Consider the following 17,600-nt stretch of genomic DNA (forward strand, 5'->3'; position numbering starts at 1 on the left):
CGACATGGCCGCACTGACACCAATTTCGCGCAAGCCCCTATCCATGGTCCTGCCCAGCGTCGCACTGGCCGGCGCGTTTGCCGGCATGTTTGTCGGCGCAGGAAACGGCTCGGTCCCCCTAGGAATGATCGGCGGCGCGGCGCTGACGGCCCTTTTGGCCTGGATCTACATCTCGTTCCTCAAGAACGAGAGACTTGCCTACTGGATCAACATCATCGGCTTCGCGGCCGTCGGCTTCGCGGTTTCCGGGCCGATGGGCGGTGTGCTCGGCTTCTTGGGCGGCTGGTTTTTCGCATGGTTCACATTCTGGCTGTACGAGGGCCGATACCGCCGCAAACTGCTGCCTTATCTGACGGCGCAGCAGGTGTTCTATCACTACCTGTTCCGGGTGATCTGCGGCGCGATCTTCGTTTTCCTGATCACGCCAATTCTGGTGGTTCTTCCGCTGTCTTTCAACGCGCAGGACTTCTTTACCTTTACACCCGAGATGCTGCGGCTGGACCCCGAAGGGTATTCGCTGAAGCATTACCAGGATTTCTTCACCAACAACGAATGGCAGCGCAGCTTCAAGAACTCGCTGATCATTGCGCCCATCGCCACGATCATATCGGTAACGCTGGGAACGCTGGCGGCCATCGGTCTCAGCCAATCGCATGTGCCGGGGCGGCGCGCCATCATGGGGATCCTGATTTCTCCGATGATCGTGCCGCTGATCATCTCGGCGACGGGCATGTTCTTCTTCTACAGCGACATCGGGCGCTTCCTTGAAGGCACTTTGGGCATGAACAAGACCTTTGTGGGCTACCTCAAGGTAATCCTGGCCCACGCCGTTCTGGGCATTCCCTTCGTCATCATCACCGTGACCGCCACGCTGGTCGGCTTTGACCGCTCGCTGACGCGGGCCGCTGCGAATATGGGCGCTGGTCCGGTTCGGACCTTCTTCAAGATCCAGATGCCCCTGATCCTGCCCGGCGTGATCTCGGGCGGGCTGTTCGCCTTCATCACCTCGTTCGATGAGGTGGTCGTGGTGCTTTTCGTCGGATCGGCCAGCCAAAAGACGCTGCCGTGGCAGATGTTCACCGGCCTGCGCGAGCAGATCAGCCCGACCATCCTGGCCGTGGCCACGATCCTCGTCGTCATCTCGATCGCCCTGCTGACCACGGTCGAGCTGCTGCGGCGGCGGTCGGAACGTCTGCGCGGGCTGACACCGGCTTGACCGGCGGCGTGGCCTGATCTAACGATTTCCTTGTTCGCCCCCTGCTGCGATGGCGTCGCAGCACCCAAGGAGGTGATCGGCTCTCGGACCCCGAGACCGCCTGTCCTGTACGCCGGGACATGTGGCCGGGCTTTGCACGTCCGGCAAAGAAACGAGAGAGCACATGACAGACCTTTCAAATCGCCCCGAATTCTTCACCTGCCACAACGGTGACAAGGCGCCCCTGCCCTTCAGCCGGGCCGAGTACGACCGGCGGCTGGCCAAACTGCGCGCCATCATGGCGCAACGGGACATACCCGTCGTTCTGCTGACCTCAATGCAGAACATCGCCTACTACTCGGGCTTTCTGTACTGCGCCTTCGGACGGCCCTATGGCTGCGTGGTGACTCAGGACAATTGCACCACCGTGTCGGCCAATATCGACGCGGGCCAGCCCTGGCGCCGGTCGGTCGAGGACAACGTGATCTACACCGACTGGAAGCGCGACAACTACTGGCGCGCCGTAGCCAGCCTGATCGGGAATGCCCGCCGGATCGGCATCGAAAGCGACCACATGACGCTGGCTGCGCGCGACACGGCCCTGTCCATGCTGAACCAGCCCGAGCTTGTGGACATCGCCCCCGACACGATGGCCGCGCGGATGGTCAAATCGGCCGAAGAGATCGAGTTGATCAAGGGCGGCGCACGCACGGCGGATGTGGGCGGCGCGGCCATCCATGCCGCCATCCGTGAAGGTGCCACAGAGATCGAGATCGCCATGGCCGGTCGCGATGCGATGGAGATCGAGATCGCCCGCGCCTATCCCGACGCCGAATACCGCGACACCTGGGTCTGGTTCCAGTCGGGCCTGAACACCGACGGCGCACACAACCCGGTCACCAAACGGGCCTTGCAGAAAGGCGATATCCTGTCGCTCAACACATTCCCGATGATCTCGGGCTATTACACCGCGCTGGAACGCACCCTGTTCCTGGGCGAGCCCGACGCCGACAGCCTGCGCCTGTGGCAGGCCAATGTAGCCGCGCACGAGCTGGGGTTGAGCCTGATCAAACCCGGCGCGACCTGTTCCGGCATCACAGCCGAGATCAACCGGTTCTTCGCCGATCAGGGCCTGCTGCAATACCGCTCGTTCGGATATGGGCACTCCTTCGGCATCCTCAGCCACTACTACGGTCGTGAAGCGGGCCTGGAACTGCGCGAAGACATCGACACGGTGCTCGAGCCGGGCATGGTCGTGTCCATCGAGCCGATGCTGTGGATTCCCGAAGGTCAACCCGGCGCGGGCGGCTATCGCGAGCACGACATTTTGGTCGTAGGCGAGGATGGGGCCGAAAATATCACCGGCTTTCCGTACGGACCGGAACACAACATCATCAATGCGTGATGCAGAGGGGGCGAGGCATCGGCCTTGCCCCTGTTTCCGCCTGAAACGGGTGTCAGGCCAGGATGGCGTGGATTTTGTCCAGCGTCGCGACGCTGACACCAACCCCGTCTTGGTTGGCCTGCAGGCGCTTGGCGCGCCGACCATCGCCGGGCAGACGCGCTCCTTCCTGATACCGGATCGCCTCGACAAGTTCCGCGATACTGGCAGTAAACTCCGACCCGGCCGTAGCGCCGGGGTCGATGGCAATGAAGAACTGACCGGTTTTCGGCGGGCCGCCCACAGTTCCGGAAAAGGGTGAAGCATGGATACCCAAGGTGGCCCCGGTCAATGCGGCGGCCATTACTTCTGTCAGAAGTGCGACGCCCACGCCCTTGTAGCCGCCCGAAGGCGCCATCGAGCCCTTGAGGCCCGCGGCGGGGTCAGTTGTCGGGTTGCCATCAGGGTCCAGCGCCCAACCGACCGGAATCGGCTTTCCCTCGCGGGCGTGCTTCATGACCTCGCTTTTTGCGATCGTGCTGGCGCTTTGGTCGATCAAGACGGCAGGGTGCCCATCAGCACCCGGAACGGCCAGCGAAAACGGGTTTGTGCCCACGACGGGCCGTGAACCACCCGACGGCGCAATGGATGCAGGTGCATTGGTGAACCCCAGACCAACAAGGCCCGCCTGAGCCAAGCGATAGGTGTGATACCCCAGCACACCACAATTGTAACTGTTGCGGATGGCCAGCGCAGCTATTCCCTGCTCGCGTGCGGCCGGGATCAACGCATCGAACCCCAAGTCGATCGCCGGGTGAGCGAAACCGGTGGCCGCATCAACCACCACCACGCCCGGTTTTGGGGCGGACATCACCGGCTGTGCTCGCCCGCCCACCTTGCCGCATTGTACATGCTCGCAATAGATCGGGATGTAGGCCAGCCCGTGACTGGCCACCCCATCCGCCTCGGTCGCGGCGGTCGCCACCGCCAATGGCCGGGCATTGTCCTCGGACGTGCCGGCCGCCATCAGAGCGCGCAGCGACAGATCCTCGATTTCGGCAAGGGACAACGTTCGGGTTTCTGGCATCTCGGCCTCCTCAGTCATTATCGGACAAACCAGCACCGGCACCCAAACGGCGAGACTCCTCGGTTGCGGGGGCATAGGTGCGTTGAGCCAGAGTGTTCAAAAAAGCCAGAGCCGCAGGCGCCGGCAGGGCGCGCGTCTGCGTGGCGCGCAGTTTTTCAGGTGTACCGCCGATCCTTACGATGACCTTTGTGGCGCTTTCCGGCCAAAGATCCGGAGCGTCCACGACCTCCCCATCCGTCGTGGCGCTGAGTTCATCACAGACGACGGTCACATTGGTCTGCAATCGGCGTGCAGCGTTGCCCGCGAACGGCAAGAGCAACAGTGGAACCGCCACGTCATGCAGAACGATCGGCCCGCGGCCCAGATGTTCCGAACAATCTGACAGCAGCATCCCCGCCCCCAACGGGCACATCTGCCCATGCGCCCGCCAAGGCGCCCCGAGGTCCCGCGGCGTGTGCGCATCAAACCGAAGCGCAAAGTCCTGACGCAGGACCGCTGACAAGGCGGCTGCACCGTCAAAACCTTGCAGACACAGCCAGCGGGTCGCCTTGGCGGCGTCCTCGGCCGGCCCCCAGTGATGACCCGCCCCACGTGCCGCGCGTTTTGCCAGTCCTTCGACCTCGTTCAGCGACAGGTTCATTCCGGCACCTCCGGATAAACCCAGAAATCGGCATTTTCGGGCGAAAGATCCTCGGGGTACGGCGCGCCTGAATACATGCAGATACGGACCCAACGGTCCGAGCGGGGATCGAAATGCGTCGCGCCGAAAAAGGACAGTTTGGCGCGGAGCATGTCGATCGGCAGAACTGATGCACCTATCGTGTTGTCTCGGATCTCGCTGTAGGGGGCCTTGCGGCTGATCTGCGCCCGGCGGATCGTGTGGCGATGTTCGGGATGGCGCAGAAGAAATTCCGCGGTGGTCGCGGCTGTGTCCCAATCGGCCATTGCCGAATATGCCGCTGCCGCATCCCGCGCCGGGGCAAGCGGTTGTTCGTACTCGGCTACCGGCTCATCAAAGCGCTCACCCAGTCTGGGTTCCAGCTTTTCTTCCGATACATACCAGACCCTTGCGCAGGCTTCGCGGGCGCCCCAGTCCAGGTCCAGCGCCCAACCGAAACCGTCGCGGATCGCTTGCCGCACATCGGCCAGCGGCATGGCGCCGTCAATCTCGTACATATGCGGGCTTGAATCCGCCATGCATCCTGACAAACCGTCCACCAAGTCTGAATAGGGTTCGAGGATCAGGGAAAGAAGCAACTCCTGCCCCTCCTCGCTCAGCACAGTTTCCGACCACTCCACCAAACGGTTCCACGGTCTTCGGCCCGTAAGATCGTAGTGGCGGAGAAAGTCCGCGATCACCCCGAGGTCTGATTTCAGAGCAGACAGTTTCCGATCTTGTATCGTATGTTCCGAATGCCATTGGCCAATCGAAACCAGGCAGCGATCAAACACCGACCGGAATTCACTGATTTCTTCTTGGGTCGCGGTTTGCACGGATCGAACCCGGGCGATTGCCTCCTCGCGCGCCATGATCCAGTTGTTCAGCAGGACCGGATGATTGATCAGGAAGGGCGCCATGCCCAGTCCAGTGGAATTCCCGATGCCAAGGCGGCGCGCGATATCAGGGGCCATCTTGACGGCCTTGCTTCCCCCTTTGGCACGCGCCATGTGTTCGACCAGGTCCCGCACGAAGGCGCGGGTAAGGAATACCGACAGCATCTCGGCCTGAAACGGCCCCTCGGTTTCCGGACGGTTTGCAATGTTTTCCCGGTCCGCGGCCCCGAATTTTCCCGATCCGTACACGGCCGTGGTTCGCATCAGGTAGCCAACCTTTTGGATCTGCTCCAGATCCGGCTGTCGACCATCGGCCAGGGCTTCGACTACATGCGTCCACAATCGGACCGAACGATTGGCCCGGGATAGCGACAGTTCGGTTTCGCTGATCCGGCCGGCCTCCTGCAGCGGAACATTGCAGGAAAGCCGGTCAAGGTCGGCTTCGGAAGGGATTCCGTCAAATAGGGTGAAGGTCGCGTCCCAAGCATCCGCGATCACCCGGTCCGACCGTTTTTCTGGTGGAAGATCATGGGCGAAGGCCACCAGAGAATACGCGCGTTCGGGTCCCTGTGCGACATAGACGGCCCGTCCGACACCTGCCTCGTCAATCTCGAACACCGGCGTGGAAAACCGCCAGTTGTCGCGTGCCAGGCGGCGGGTCAGAACGCGCATGAAGCTGAGCCTGCACTGGTGCAAAGACCCGAGCCTGCTGAGCCGCATAACGGTTGCCGGATCCCGGCGCGCGATATGCGGCCCCGGTCCGGTCAATTCTGGACCGGTCCGAAGTTATCCGCAAAGAAGCGGTACCAGTTCTGCCCCATGATCCCGGCGACTTCGGTCGAGGTCATCCCAACCGCGAGAAGGCCGGCCTCGATCTTGTCAAAGTCACGATTGTCCCGGAACCATTTTTTTGGCATCGGCGGAAAACCCGGGTTCGCAGACGATCCTTCGCCGTAATCGATTTCCTTGGTCCAGCGACCCACACGCATCCACTCGACAACGCTGTCGGGTTGGTCCTGGCACAGGTCGGTTCCGATCCCGAGATGTTGTGTTCCGTATTTTTCGGCCGTTCGGGCAATCATGGTGCAAAAGCTTTCCAGCGTACAGTCGGACTTGTCCTTTAGGTGATGAGGGTAGACCGAAAACCCGAGCATCCCACCTCTTTCCGTCACGGCGCGGATGACGGGGTCACGCTTGTTGCGCAGGGCGGGCGCCCAGTCATGCGGATTGGCGTGGGTGATGGCGATCGGACGCGCGGAAAGGTCGGCTGCCTCGATCGTCGAGCGGTCGGCCGAATGGCTCATGTCGATGACCAATCCCACGCGGTTCATCTCCTTGATCACCTGCCGCCCCATCCGGGTGATACCGGTGTCTTCAGCCTCGTAGCAGCCGGTCGCTAGCAGGGATTGGTTGTTGTAGGTCAACTGCATGAACCGGGCACCGAGATCGTACAGAATTTCAATCAGCCCAATGTCGTCTTCCATGGGTGATGGGTTCTGGAAACCAAAGAAAACGGCCGTACGCCTGGTGTCACGCGCGGTGTCGATGTCGCTGGCCGATCGTCCCTTCATGATCAGGTCCGGGAACAACTCGAACCATCGGTTCCATTTCTCGAGGTTCTGAACCGTTTCACGAAAATTCTCGTGGTAGGCGACGGTGACGTGGATGGCATCCACGCCCCCTTCCCGCAATTGCCGGAAGATCTTTTCCGACCAATTGGCGTATTGCAGGCCGTCAATCCGCATCAGATCGGGGTCCCGGCGCTGATATAGGCGGTTTTGACAGTGGTGTAGAACTCGGCGGCCGCTTTGCCCTGTTCGCGCGGTCCATACGAGCTCTCGCCCCGGCCACCGAAAGGAACGTGATAATCAGTGCCTGCCGTGGGCAAATTGACGGTCACGACACCGGTTCTTGCATGACGCCGGAAATGCGTCGCGCGCGCAAGATTCTGGGTCACGATGCCCGATGTCAGGCCGAAATTCGTGTCATTCACAATCGCCAAAGCCTCATCATAGCTGTTGACCTTGATCACACTGGTCAGCGGGGCAAACATCTCTTCCCGGTTGATCCGCATGGTGTTGTTAGTGTTCACGAACACGCCGGGCGACATGTAATACCCGTCATGCTGCAGCTCCAGCCGTTGCCCGCCGCACGCCAGCTCGGCGCCTTCGGATTGGCCAAGTTCGACATAGGCCAGGTTCTCTTGCAGTTGCTGCTCGCTGACGACGGGTCCCATCTGCGTGCCTTCCTCCAGGGCATGCCCGACCTTCAGTGCCTTGGCGCCGGCGACAAGCTTCTCGACAAAGGCGTCGTGGATCGCGGCATGGACCACCAACCGCGAAGAGGCGGTGCATTTCTGCCCGGTGCCGCCAAAAGCGCCGCCCAGCGCAAGTGACACCGCCAGATCCAGATCCGCGTCGTCCATCACGGCCAACGCGTTCTTGGAACCCATCTCCATCTGCACCTTGGTCAGGTTCTGGATGGCTGCTGCGGCAATGCCCTTGCCGACAGGCACCGACCCGGTGAACGAGATCGCATCTACCTGAGGGCTCTCAACCAGCCTTTGTCCGATTGCGCCGCCTGACCCCATGACCAAACTGAAAAGACCCTTGGGAATGTCCTGACGCGCGATGATCTCGGTCAACGCCACGGCTGAGGCGGGGGTCAGGTTGGCTGGCTTCCACACCACGGCGTTTCCATAACACAAGGCCGGTGCAATCTTCCACGCGGCCGTAGCTGTCGGGAAATTCCAAGGAGAGATTACCGCGACAACCCCGACCGGTTCGCGGCGCACGTCGATTTCGACGCCTTCACGTACGCTGTCCGCGTTTTCACCAATCTGGCGCAGGCATTCCGCCGCGTAATACGTAAAGAACTGCCCCGCGCGGTAAACTTCGCCCTTGCCCTCGGCAAACGGCTTCCCCTCTTCTCGCGACAACAACCGCCCCAACTCTTCGGCGCGGGACATCAACTCGGTCCCGATACTCATCAGAACCGCCTGCTTGCGTTCCAACCCATAGGCCGCCCATTCCAGCTGCGCGATACGTGCCCGGTCGAGGGTCGCGGACAGCTGATCGGCGCTTGCCTGGGCGAACAGGCCAATCACATCCGTCAGATCAGAGGGGTTGCGGTTCTCGATCGCGGTGTCGCCGGCCATCCACTCGCCGGCAATCAGGTTCAATTTTGTCACAGGGGGCCTCGGGTCCGGTACGTTTCACGAACAGAATAGACCTCTGCACAGACATCAGGCAAACTCAAACGAATTTAATGAACTTCAGGAAATCTGAAATTTGTCTTTGAAACTGGAAATGCTCCGCTGCTTTTGCACAGTCGCACAGTCCGGAAATCTTGCCGAAGCCGCAAGCCGTCTGGGTCGCACTCAGTCTGCGGTCTCGATGACCCTGAAACAGTTTGAAGAACATCTCGGCAAACGCTTGTTTCTGGGTGAGCGAAAGAACCAGCTGTCGCCTCTGGGGGCGGAAGTCTTTGCCCTCGCCCAAAATCAGGTGCGCCAATTTGACGACACGGTCCAAAGCATTGAAGCCCTGGCCAAAGCGTCCCAAGGGCTGATCCGGATCGTTTCCGTCCCTTCGCTGGCAGCACTGCTGTTTCCATCGCTGCTTGACCACCTCTCCAGCACCTTTCCCGGCCTGAAGATCGAGCTGAGGGACACCGACACCCGGCAGGTTTTGGACAGCCTCGCCGAGGGGCGGGCGGATGTGGGAATTGCCTCGGGCCATCACCCCTTGAACGGAATACGGGCCGAGCCGCTGTTTAAGGACAGGTTCGGGCTTGTGGCCGCCGCCGATCACACCCTGATCACCGCGCACGAGCCACCAACGCTGAACCAGGTTGCGGCCAAGGGATTTGTGCACAACTCGCTGTGCCAACTCATTGAAAATGCGGGTTTCGAAGACGTAATCACAGGGTCTGCGATCACGGTGCACAACACTCACTCGTTGATCGCCATGGTCGCAACCGGGCGGTGGGTGACCGTACTGCCCGAAACGGTCGCACGGTTTCTGCCGGAAAACACTGCCTTCCGTCCGATTGAGGATTTGTCGGACGTTCGTGATGTCTATCTGTACACCCGCGAGCGAACACAGTTCCCAGAAGTGGCAGAAGAATGTCGCAGCCATATCCTGAATTGGCCTCGCGATTGAGACCTCAGAGAACAACCCTGCCAAGCGCACCCAAGCGGGCGGGATGCGTTTCGAAAATACGATGGATAGAAAACAACGTACCGCACCGGCGGAAAGCCGTTCAGACAAGGACAATCTTTTTGGCGTTTTCGGAGAAGATGGTACCCCACACGGGTTCGAACCTCGGACCTGCTAATTACAAATCTTATCACTCTATTTTCGATAGCATTTTAAACAATTCGATTGGGCATTATATTCCTTAAAATAGAAGTAGTTTTTGCGTGTCGAAGTTTCTATGAGACCCCTCCCATCTCTCCGAACTTTGCAAGCCTTTCGCTTACCCAATCCGTCCGAGACCAATAGGCCCAACGTCAGATAAACAAAATCAAGTGTCGATCGCCTTTCAGCAACAAACCGGGACACGATCTATTGGGACGACGGTCCGCCGGGTTTTGGACGCCGCATGAAAACAACCGGTGTAAAAAGCTTCGTAGTTTAATATCGCAACAAACAAGCCAAGACGGTCGAAACGCAAGACACTTGGGCGATATGGGCCGACCTTGTCTTTGGGAGCCGCCCGCGAAATAGCACGCGCGCTTCTCGCTGACGTGGTACGTGGCGCAGATCCTGTCGCCGATGCTCAAAGCCTAAGGCATTCACCAAAGGTGAACTCACTTGCCACGCAATACATGACCGAACATGCGGAACCGAAGAAACGTCCCGGTAGCGTTCGGAATGATCGGTCAATGCTGGACAGATACATTCTCCCCAAGCTTGGGAATCTTAACGTCATTGAAGTGACGCATCAGCACGTTCAGAAGCTTCACAATCAAATGCGTGATACGCCCTATCAAGCCAATCGCACTCTGGCGCTCATGTCGAAAATGTTTGAACTGTCTGTGCGCTGGGGTCAGCGTACTGACAATCCGGCGCGCGGCATAGAAAAGTTCCCCGAGGAAAAGCGGGACCGCTGGTTATCAGACGTGGAGCTGCAAAGACTTTTGGTGGCTTTGTCAGAGCATCCAAATCAGGTTGCAGCGAACGCTATTCGCCTGCAGCTCCTGACAGGCGCACGGATCGGCGAGGTGCTGAAGGCAAAATGGGAAGACTTCGAGTTGGACCGCGCGGTCTAGACAAAGCCGTCGCACCACACAAAGCAAAAGCGACGAGAGCACCTGCCGATTTCGTCAGCAACCTGTGATTTGTTTGCGGTAATGAAAGCAGCGGCATTACCCGAAAGTCGTTGGTTGTTTCCGGGACGCTCTCCGGGCCAACCGTATAAAGATCTGAAGAAATTTTGGAGCTCGGTCACCACATCAGCAGGCCTTCAAGACTACCGTATCCACGACAATCGGCATACGCATGCGTCGCATCTCGTTTCCAGCGGTCTGAGCCTGCCTATAGTCGGCCGATTGCTTGGACACACAAACCCGTCTACCTCGCAACGCTACGCGCACCTCGCAGATGACCCGTTGCGGCAGGCAGCGGATGTGATGGGTAAGAAGATCAGCGGTGGCAGTTCCTGAAACCTGAGAATTTCCTGTGCTGAAGACACCCGAGCGGCAATTAGACTGCAGCTGTCGGCACAGTGTCGATGTTTGGGACGGAAGGGAATGGACGGAGAAATAAGATGTCCAAATCTCTACTTCCCGTCGTCACAACACGTCGTCAGGCCTGGAACAAAGGAAGACTAGTCGGACAGAAGCGGCCATTGCAGTCAAAGCAAGTCTGGGCCATTCGCGCTCGTCTCGAACTTGCAAACAAGCTGAGAGACCTAGCATTGTTCAATCTTGCCATCGATAGCAAGTTGCGCGGGTGCGATCTCGTCCGACTGAGGGTTAACGATCTCGCTGTCGGAAATTCTGTTCGCGATCGGGTATCCGTTGTTCAACATAAAACTGCGAAGCCAGTCCAATTTGAAGCGACGGAGAATACACGTGAAGTCGTGTCGCAATGGGTCTCTTCTCAATACATGCACGGACAACTGTATCTATTTCCAAGTCGTATGCATGCTTTGCCGCATCTTTCGACCCGGCAATACGCTAGGCTTGTCCGGGAATGGGTGTCAGCGATTGGTCTCGATCCGCCCAGCTACGGCGCGCATTCGCTTAGGCCCACCAAAGCGGCTTTGAAATACAAAAAGACCGGAAACCTACGTGCCGTTCAACTTCTGCTCGGTCTACGGAGCGGTCATAGTGTGACTTGCTATGAAAGCCCGCTTCGAGCCCAATGCAACATATGCTGCAGATTACACAAATGTCCGCATCTGATGTTTCGGTAGAGCGAATTCAAATATTTACGCGCATGCCAGATTTGGTGCGATCCATAGCAACAAAAGTTTGAAACTTCCGGATGTTTTCATTCGGAAAGAAAAGACGCTGAGTCAGGTCTTCATACTCAGACATGTCTCCAACTATCACGATCAAAATGAAATCCACTTCTCCTGTGACATAGTAACACTGTTGGATTTCGGGCGCTTCTTGGAAGCTACGCTTTACTTCATCAATTCGGCCTGCAGTTTCTGCCTGTAATTCAACCTCCACGACTATGGTTAGTGGCAGTCCGACGGCCTTTGGGTCGATCTGGGCGACTTGAGCAGAGATGATACCTTTGCTCTCCATCCGTTTGATCCGCCGTTGCACAGAAGCGGTCGAAAGATTTACAGCCTCGCCGATCTGGCGCTGTGGCTGCGTGCAATCTTGCTGCAAAAGTTTGAGTATCGCCAGATCAAAGGCGTCTAGTCCTGATGATGAATACTCTCGTGCCATAGCTTGAATATGCAAATTTTTATCGCCAGTGGCTAGTCAATAGAGCCTTTTTCCCGAAAATTGTGAAGTATTTTTGCGGTCAAGCACAGAAAGGACTTCCGATGCTCAAGCAATATGAAACCGCAAAAACCGACTTCGTAACCGCTCAGCCAAGGTTTGGGTCTGAAGTCATTGAAATTCTTTCTCGAACCAGCTTTGACGAGGCCGAGGACGAAATCACGGCCTGGGAGGGATACAAACCTACACCTATTTTTGACCTTACCGGACTTGCTGGCATTTTGGGCCTCAAGGCTGTCTGTTACAAACATGAAGGCCCACGTTTCGGACTTGGTAGCTTCAAGGCCTTGGGCGGAGCCTATGCAGTGCTGCGCAGCATTCAGCGCGAATTGTCGGATGCTGAAGGGCGCAAGATCGCTGTCGAAGAGATCCGGAATGGACACTTTGCGTCTCAGATATCTGAAATGACCATCATATCTGCGACCGATGGCAATCACGGGCGATCTGTCGCCTGGGGTGCACAAAGGTTTGGGGCGAAATGTCGAATCTACATCCATGCAGAAGTAAGTCCATTTCGTTCTGATGCGATGCAAAAATTGGGGGCGAAAGTCATTCGGATCAACGGGGACTATGACGCGACGGTCGCGCAAACTCGTATTGATGCAGAGGAGTTCGGCTGGACAATTGTGTCCGATACGTCATGGCCAGGGTATTGTCTGGCGCCCCTAGACGTTATGGCAGGATATGGAGTGATGGCACGAGAGATTGTGCGAAAGCTATCGGAACCACCGACGCATTTGTTCCTTCAAGGGGGCGTAGGCGGTCTTGCAGCGGCCGTGATTGCAACCTTTCATCAAGAATGGGGCAATGCTGCGCCACGCAGCATCGTCGTTGAGCCCGAGCTGGCACCATGCCTGTTTGCAAGTGCCAAGGCAGGGGCGCCGACATCTGTAAGAATCGAAGAAGAGACACTGATGGCAGGGCTGTCATGCGGTGAACCTTCTCAGATCGCCTGGAAAATTCTGGAAAATTCCGTTTATGGCTTCATAACAATACCCGAAACTCTGGTCGCACCGGCTGTACGAATGCTCGCAAATGGGCAAAGTGGGGACTGCCGAATTGAAGTCGGCGAGAGTGCTGTGGCGGGCTTGATTGGTTTGATCTGTGGCGCAACAAATCCCTCTTTACGAGATAAGATGAAACTGGACTGCGAGAGTCGCGTGATGATTATTGGCTCCGAAGGTGTAACTGACCCAAGCTTGTTCCAAGCTATTATGGCGGATCAAGATTGATCGCTTGACTTGGTGAGCGCGACACAAGTCTGCGAACTGTCGATCCTGTAGACAGCGGTCATTGGGTTCTCAGGACGCAATGGCCGCTTTGTCCGCGTAGCAGACATTGATTGAATTCCGCCAAACGTTTGCTTCGAGCCTTCCTCAGACCTTGATCGCGTGCTCAGCATTAACAACGATTGGCTTGGACTCTCGGCTGCATTCGACGACAAAGCAAAAGCATGATTAAGGTTGTCAGCCCGCTTCGCACAATGGAGAATCAAATGCGTCGATCGAACCTGAAGCTGCTAATGATTATGGGGATATTGGGGGGTCCTGCATCTTCCCAACCGCTCTTTGAGGGTTCCAAAGCCTTCAATCCTTCCAGCGAAACGGCAATGGCGATTACCGGGCCAGTAATCATGTCTACCAAGTGGATAGTCTTCGAGACCGGCGCGTCTCTTGATCTCGAAGTTTATGACGCCACGAGTTCAGGCACTTGGGGCGCGTCTGGTGACGTGCCTATTGCTCAGGTATTCCGGGTATCAGGTGACGTCGGACCGTTGCGTCAGGGAAACACGCTTTGTAGAGACCAGCCAATCACATTTATTGCGGCCTGGAGCGAAAAAAGTTCTGGGTTCGACTATCTCGGCATCGCGATGTTTACGGGTGCGGCGGCGCCTACAAGCGTTGATGACCAGACTATTTGTGCGACCTATTTCTACTCGATGGATGTTGCGGGCTAATTCAGAAGCTGTCAGAGGTTAGCTACTTCGTCCGCAAAGTGGTCACTCAGTGAAGACGCAGCAAACAGAGGATCTGAGCCCGAATTGATTGATGCGGCGTGGCTCCCCAATTACGGCATTGCGCAGAAATCTGACTTTGCAAAGATGCCGTTCATGCTTTTGCTCGCCTAACCGGACCGGCCCAGATAGCCGGAGACCCCTCTTGGAAGTGCGGCACGATAGATTGTTGGCCTATTTGAAAAAACTTATGTACTGAGCAGTGTTGCACTACGTCAGCCAACGCTAGTGCTAGGGGAATAAGAGCAATACAAACTCCAACAAATCAGACAATATTGGACGAACAATTGGTCGATTAATCTCATTGTCCGAGCAAAACCCACCAAGTGAGCTTCAGCGCTGCTTTCGTTTAACCGAAATAATGCATCCAGAGTGTTTTGGATGCCGTGCAGGGACATCTCGTGCCATAGCGTCCACGTTTCCGAGGTGCCGCAACGCTCCGTTGTTCAGCAACACACCGCGCCCTGCATCGTAACGGCGCTGTCCAAATCCGCTGGCAACGCATTCCCAGTTTTCCTTGGTCGCTGCGTTGCGGAACCTGGGTAAGTCGTGCGGGTCATGCCGTCCAGGTGTTGCTGCGACATGATCGTGTTTCTTTGAATTGCTTTGGTGGGTCAAATGGTGGGTCACTTGTGTTGTGCCAGTTGGCTGGACAGTACCGGTTGTCGGCCTTGGCTTTGGGCGCATAACTGTCACGACGCCTTGTGGTTTCGGATGTCCTGGGACGGCCACATGAGTTGCCGTAGGTTTTGGTGTCAACTGTGGAACTTGACCAGGAACTGCTGTGGGAACCTGATTGGGAGTCGCGGTTGGGACGAGCGGTGGCACAGCAGTTTGACCGTTAGGTTGAGGCGGAACCTGGCCAGGAACAGCGACTGGTATTTGGTTGGGTGTTGCTGTTGGCACCAGGGGCGGCACATTGGGTTGAGGCGGAACCTGGCCTGGGACAGCTATCGGAACTTGATTGGGAGTCGCAGTCGGAACTTGCGGCGGCACGGCAGTCGGTCCGGTAGCTAACGGCGGAACCTGATTGGGAACGGCTGTCGGAACCCGGTTTGGCGTCGGGTTTGGCACCAATGGAGGAGCTAGGGTCGGCGCTACGACGGGTGTTGGAACTTGACCGGGCACAGCTATCGGAGTTGCGATAGGAACCCGACCGGGAATTGCGTTCGGGACCGCGCCCGGCGCAAGGACTGGAACAGTAACGGACGTGGGCGTTTGCGGCGTTCCTCGAGGTGGCAACTGATTTGCCACCGGCTGCGTTGGGCCGGTAATTTGATTGCCTGGCCCTTGCCCACCGGTCTGCCCGCATCCTTGGCCGGACTGGTGTGGGTTCCCTACACCTCGACACCACCCGTAGTGATTTCCGCGGGCAAAGACCTGCGTAGCGGCCAGTCCAGCAATCAAACAAGCTGCGGAAAGTAAAGCAATGCGGTTCCGTTTCATAACATCCTCACCAACTTGTTGTCAGAGCAAGATACGCGCCAGGATCGCCAGAGTCGGTCAAAGGACCGTCCCTCAAAGGAACACCGACATATCCGGACAAGAATAGGTTTTGCTTAAACTCAATGTCCAAACCCAGACCTGTCGATGCCAGTGTAGCACTTTCAACTTCAAAACTCGCAGGGTCATTGTTCGAGATGTACCCCACGTCGAAAAAAGCAAAGGGTGTTAAGCGATGTATGCTCTGGGACCTAGGGAAGTAGGAATGAGACACTTCGAAAATCGCGGAGATCCCGGAATCACCATCTACCTCGTCAAAACGATATCCGCGCAAAGCATAACGATCACCAAGGAAGTACTCCTCTACCGAGGGCAGCCGGTCGGTTGTGAACTGGCCCCAGATCTCAGTGCGCCAAGCTGTGTTGGGCGACAAGCTCGTTAGCGGGCTTTCGTATCCAATGCCGCCCCGTAGATGCCAGAACGAGGAGTCGCCGTCGTCAAAATTCGCGTCCGTCGTATTATTGTTGCCAAACGATAAAGTTAACCCAGCCTCCAGAGTTTGCCCTTTTGGATAGTTTTGCCCATAGAGATACGTTAGGCCGACGACACCTGCGTCACTGGATAATGGCACGCCGCCACTGACTGAGTCCGCCTCGGAAAGGCGATAATCCAGCAGAAGATATCCATAACGGGCCACATCGCGGATCACGGGGTAGCCCAACGCGACGGTGAAGTTCTCGCCATCAACATCTGTTCTTGCAAACTCCCCCGAGAGGTCACGTTTTGCATTTATGTTTCCGTAGAAAACCTCACCGTACAGACCATCGCTGTTCAGCGGCGTGCGATAGGTAACAGCGCCCCACAAAGAGTGTTCGTCGTCTTTGTCCCAATTGTAGTTGCCAGACCCCTCAAATCGCAGCAAATCCCCGACGGTCAGCGTCGAATAAAACTCTTGTACGACATAGAAGCTGAGCGCTTCTCCCAGCTCACGCGGAGGGTTGTCGAGTGTCGCACTGCCGGCTTGTTTGCGCAGAGGTTCTCCCAGTACCCTCAACCGAGCGCCAGCCTGATCCGGGTAATCAAGTTCGGTCGACACGTCCAAGTCGGGTATGTCCTCGGCGAGCATAACTGCCCGCTCAAATTGTTTGAGAGTTATCGGGTATGCGGTGGTGAGTGGGCGAAAGATCTTTTCCAAGGTTTGGAACCTGCGCGTATCTACACCTTCAATTTCGATGGTTTGAATGCGTCCTTCATCCACAACTATGCTCTGCCCATCGGGTCCAGGCCAGGCCTCAGCCAAGAAATAACCGTCTTCTCGGTAGATTTGAGTTATCGTTGAAGCGACCCCGTCCGCCGTGATGCGACCTGACCGATTGAAGGCCAATTGGCCGGCATAAGTTAGCAGCTCATCCGCATCATATACCGTTACGCCGGTGACGGAGTGCTGGGTTGCGATGTCCCAAGTTTGGGCAATGCCGTATTTTGGAACTGATACGACTGCCATAACAGTGCAAATGATCGAAAAAACAACCGAGCTGAATACGCGCATTTTTCATAACCTTACGGAAATCGGGCATGTTTAAACCCAATCTTATTACGACGTGCGTATGTGTGAACTTGACGCTATTCAAAATTGATAATGGTTGGTGCTTTCAAGATACACACCTGAAAGGTCACAACGCGCCTTCGTCGCCCAGGAACTCGATACCAGCTGTCGCGCCATCACTATAGGCAATACAATTCCATGGTGCCCGATCCTCTCCAACCCCAACGTTGACTTGTGTTCCAGCCTCGCTGAACGGAAAAGCTTTCCAGGAGCGCGACCTTCGCCAATTCTCCCGCATCTGAGGAACTTCGGAGATCGAATCTGTTGCGATCAACGGCACGATCCAACTCCGCGAGCAGCCCTGTCACAGAGGCAAGCTCCGATCCTTAGGCACCAAGATCAGCCAGAGCGTC

General features: G+C 57.1%; 15 protein-coding genes. 8 read left to right on the plus strand and 7 right to left on the minus strand.

Annotated elements, in window-relative coordinates; translation table 11 throughout:
* Positions 1–4: 4 nt before the first annotated feature.
* Positions 5–1,216, plus strand: a complete 1,212-nt coding sequence (locus ACR0MM_RS06055; protein WP_170599260.1) for an ABC transporter permease — start codon at positions 5–7, stop codon at positions 1,214–1,216.
* Between the two features lie 163 nt (positions 1,217–1,379).
* Positions 1,380–2,600: an aminopeptidase P family protein gene (locus ACR0MM_RS06060; RefSeq protein WP_170522829.1), complete on the plus strand. Its 1,221-nt coding sequence runs from the start codon at positions 1,380–1,382 to the stop codon at positions 2,598–2,600.
* Positions 2,601–2,652: 52 nt separating this feature from the next.
* Here the strand turns inward: ACR0MM_RS06060 and ACR0MM_RS06065 are convergent, their stop codons facing one another.
* From ACR0MM_RS06065 to ACR0MM_RS06085, 5 genes are read right to left on the minus strand one after another with little or no spacing between them, the layout of a single operon-like run.
* On the minus strand, positions 2,653–3,663 hold the full coding sequence (locus tag ACR0MM_RS06065) for an Ldh family oxidoreductase (RefSeq protein ID WP_170522826.1): 1,011 nt from the start codon (positions 3,661–3,663) through the stop codon (positions 2,653–2,655).
* Between the two features lie 10 nt (positions 3,664–3,673).
* Positions 3,674–4,303, minus strand: coding sequence for a DUF3726 domain-containing protein (locus tag ACR0MM_RS06070; RefSeq protein WP_170370830.1), 630 nt, complete (start codon positions 4,301–4,303; stop codon positions 3,674–3,676).
* Entirely contained in the window at positions 4,300–5,937 is a 1,638-nt protein-coding gene (locus ACR0MM_RS06075; protein WP_480695344.1) for a hypothetical protein, read from the minus strand. Before ACR0MM_RS06075 ends, ACR0MM_RS06070 begins: the two co-directional genes overlap by 4 nt.
* A 44-nt stretch (positions 5,938–5,981) precedes the next feature.
* On the minus strand, positions 5,982–6,962 hold the full coding sequence (locus tag ACR0MM_RS06080; RefSeq protein WP_480695002.1) for a membrane dipeptidase: 981 nt from the start codon (positions 6,960–6,962) through the stop codon (positions 5,982–5,984).
* Positions 6,962–8,374 carry an aldehyde dehydrogenase family protein gene (locus ACR0MM_RS06085; protein ID WP_174821279.1) on the minus strand — a complete coding sequence of 471 codons (1,413 nt, stop codon included), beginning with the start codon at positions 8,372–8,374 and terminating at the stop codon, positions 6,962–6,964. Before ACR0MM_RS06085 ends, ACR0MM_RS06080 begins: the two co-directional genes overlap by 1 nt.
* Positions 8,375–8,525: 151 nt before the next feature.
* Between ACR0MM_RS06085 and ACR0MM_RS06090 the strand changes: the two genes are divergently transcribed.
* The 4 genes from ACR0MM_RS06090 to ACR0MM_RS06105 all read left to right on the plus strand — a co-directional run bounded on the left by ACR0MM_RS06090 (position 8,526) and on the right by ACR0MM_RS06105 (position 11,640).
* A complete protein-coding gene (locus tag ACR0MM_RS06090; RefSeq protein WP_480695004.1) occupies positions 8,526–9,380 on the plus strand; it encodes a LysR family transcriptional regulator in 855 nt (284 codons plus the stop codon).
* Positions 9,381–10,048: 668 nt separating this feature from the next.
* Positions 10,049–10,492: a tyrosine-type recombinase/integrase gene (locus ACR0MM_RS06095; protein ID WP_480695346.1), complete on the plus strand. Its 444-nt coding sequence runs from the start codon at positions 10,049–10,051 to the stop codon at positions 10,490–10,492.
* 69 nt (positions 10,493–10,561) lie between these two features.
* Complete coding sequence (locus ACR0MM_RS06100) at positions 10,562–10,885, plus strand: tyrosine-type recombinase/integrase (RefSeq protein WP_480695006.1); 324 nt, start codon at positions 10,562–10,564, stop codon at positions 10,883–10,885.
* Between the two features lie 104 nt (positions 10,886–10,989).
* Entirely contained in the window at positions 10,990–11,640 is a 651-nt protein-coding gene (locus ACR0MM_RS06105) for a tyrosine-type recombinase/integrase (protein WP_480695008.1), read from the plus strand.
* Between the two features lie 7 nt (positions 11,641–11,647).
* On the opposite strand, the gene ACR0MM_RS06110 is transcribed toward ACR0MM_RS06105, so the two are convergent.
* Entirely contained in the window at positions 11,648–12,142 is a 495-nt protein-coding gene (locus tag ACR0MM_RS06110) for an Lrp/AsnC family transcriptional regulator (protein ID WP_480695010.1), read from the minus strand.
* 86 nt (positions 12,143–12,228) lie between these two features.
* Here ACR0MM_RS06110 and ACR0MM_RS06115 point away from each other — a divergent pair, with 86 nt between their 5' ends.
* Positions 12,229–13,416, plus strand: coding sequence for a diaminopropionate ammonia-lyase (locus ACR0MM_RS06115; RefSeq protein ID WP_480695012.1), 1,188 nt, complete (start codon positions 12,229–12,231; stop codon positions 13,414–13,416).
* Positions 13,417–13,679: 263 nt separating this feature from the next.
* Positions 13,680–14,141: a hypothetical protein gene (locus ACR0MM_RS06120; RefSeq protein WP_480695014.1), complete on the plus strand. Its 462-nt coding sequence runs from the start codon at positions 13,680–13,682 to the stop codon at positions 14,139–14,141.
* A gap of 1,510 nt (positions 14,142–15,651) precedes the next feature.
* Here ACR0MM_RS06120 and ACR0MM_RS06125 read toward each other — a convergent pair.
* The gene (locus ACR0MM_RS06125; protein WP_480695015.1) at positions 15,652–17,190 is read right to left on the minus strand and encodes a ShlB/FhaC/HecB family hemolysin secretion/activation protein; all 1,539 of its coding nucleotides are present in this window, start codon (positions 17,188–17,190) and stop codon (positions 15,652–15,654) included.
* Positions 17,191–17,600: the final 410 nt, after the last annotated feature.

The organism is Ruegeria sp. BC6, assembly GCF_056539185.1.

Bases quoted from the DNA above. Each gene is read 5' to 3' on its own strand.
- ACR0MM_RS06055 (WP_170599260.1), top strand. From the start codon at position 5: ATGGCCGCACTGACACCAATTTCGCGCAAGCCCCTATCCATGGTCCTG.
- ACR0MM_RS06060 (WP_170522829.1), top strand. From the start codon at position 1,380: ATGACAGACCTTTCAAATCGCCCCGAATTCTTCACCTGCCACAACGGT.
- ACR0MM_RS06065 (WP_170522826.1), bottom strand. From the start codon at position 3,663: ATGCCAGAAACCCGAACGTTGTCCCTTGCCGAAATCGAGGATCTGTCG.
- ACR0MM_RS06070 (WP_170370830.1), bottom strand. From the start codon at position 4,303: ATGAACCTGTCGCTGAACGAGGTCGAAGGACTGGCAAAACGCGCGGCA.
- ACR0MM_RS06075 (WP_480695344.1), bottom strand. From the start codon at position 5,937: ATGCGGCTCAGCAGGCTCGGGTCTTTGCACCAGTGCAGGCTCAGCTTC.
- ACR0MM_RS06080 (WP_480695002.1), bottom strand. From the start codon at position 6,962: ATGCGGATTGACGGCCTGCAATACGCCAATTGGTCGGAAAAGATCTTC.
- ACR0MM_RS06085 (WP_174821279.1), bottom strand. From the start codon at position 8,374: ATGGCCGGCGACACCGCGATCGAGAACCGCAACCCCTCTGATCTGACG.
- ACR0MM_RS06090 (WP_480695004.1), top strand. From the start codon at position 8,526: ATGCTCCGCTGCTTTTGCACAGTCGCACAGTCCGGAAATCTTGCCGAA.
- ACR0MM_RS06095 (WP_480695346.1), top strand. From the start codon at position 10,049: ATGACCGAACATGCGGAACCGAAGAAACGTCCCGGTAGCGTTCGGAAT.
- ACR0MM_RS06105 (WP_480695008.1), top strand. From the start codon at position 10,990: ATGTCCAAATCTCTACTTCCCGTCGTCACAACACGTCGTCAGGCCTGG.
- ACR0MM_RS06115 (WP_480695012.1), top strand. From the start codon at position 12,229: ATGCTCAAGCAATATGAAACCGCAAAAACCGACTTCGTAACCGCTCAG.
- ACR0MM_RS06120 (WP_480695014.1), top strand. From the start codon at position 13,680: ATGCGTCGATCGAACCTGAAGCTGCTAATGATTATGGGGATATTGGGG.
- ACR0MM_RS06125 (WP_480695015.1), bottom strand. From the start codon at position 17,190: ATGCGCGTATTCAGCTCGGTTGTTTTTTCGATCATTTGCACTGTTATG.